Annotated in this window: 1 protein-coding gene; it reads left to right on the top strand. The window is 53.2% G+C overall.

Features of this window, described 5'->3' with window-relative positions:
- Window positions 1–263: hypothetical protein (locus tag SB717_RS36840; protein ID WP_410908030.1), on the top strand; the 263-nt coding region annotated here is incomplete at both ends.

Raw genomic sequence — 263 nt, 5'->3', positions numbered from 1 at the left:
CGAGATCGAGTTCATTGCCACGCGCGCCCTTGAACTTATGGGCGGTCGTGAGAAAGCGTTCGCTGCAATGGAAGCGGATTACGACGCGATGAAGGAACGCTGGAATCAAGACACTGACAGTATTGGACGCATTCTTCGCGCGCATCTATATCTCGAGCACTACCTCACGGAGTACCTTCAACACGCAAATCCTGCTCTCGGCGATCTCGATGAAGCCCGCTTAACCTTTGCACAAAAGGCGAACTTGCTAAAGTCGGATGCCC

The organism is Priestia sp. SIMBA_032 (assembly GCF_046535215.1).
Taxonomy (GTDB): domain Bacteria; phylum Bacillota; class Bacilli; order Bacillales; family Bacillaceae_H; genus Priestia; species Priestia aryabhattai.
This window is presented reverse-complemented; position numbering and strand designations above follow the sequence as displayed.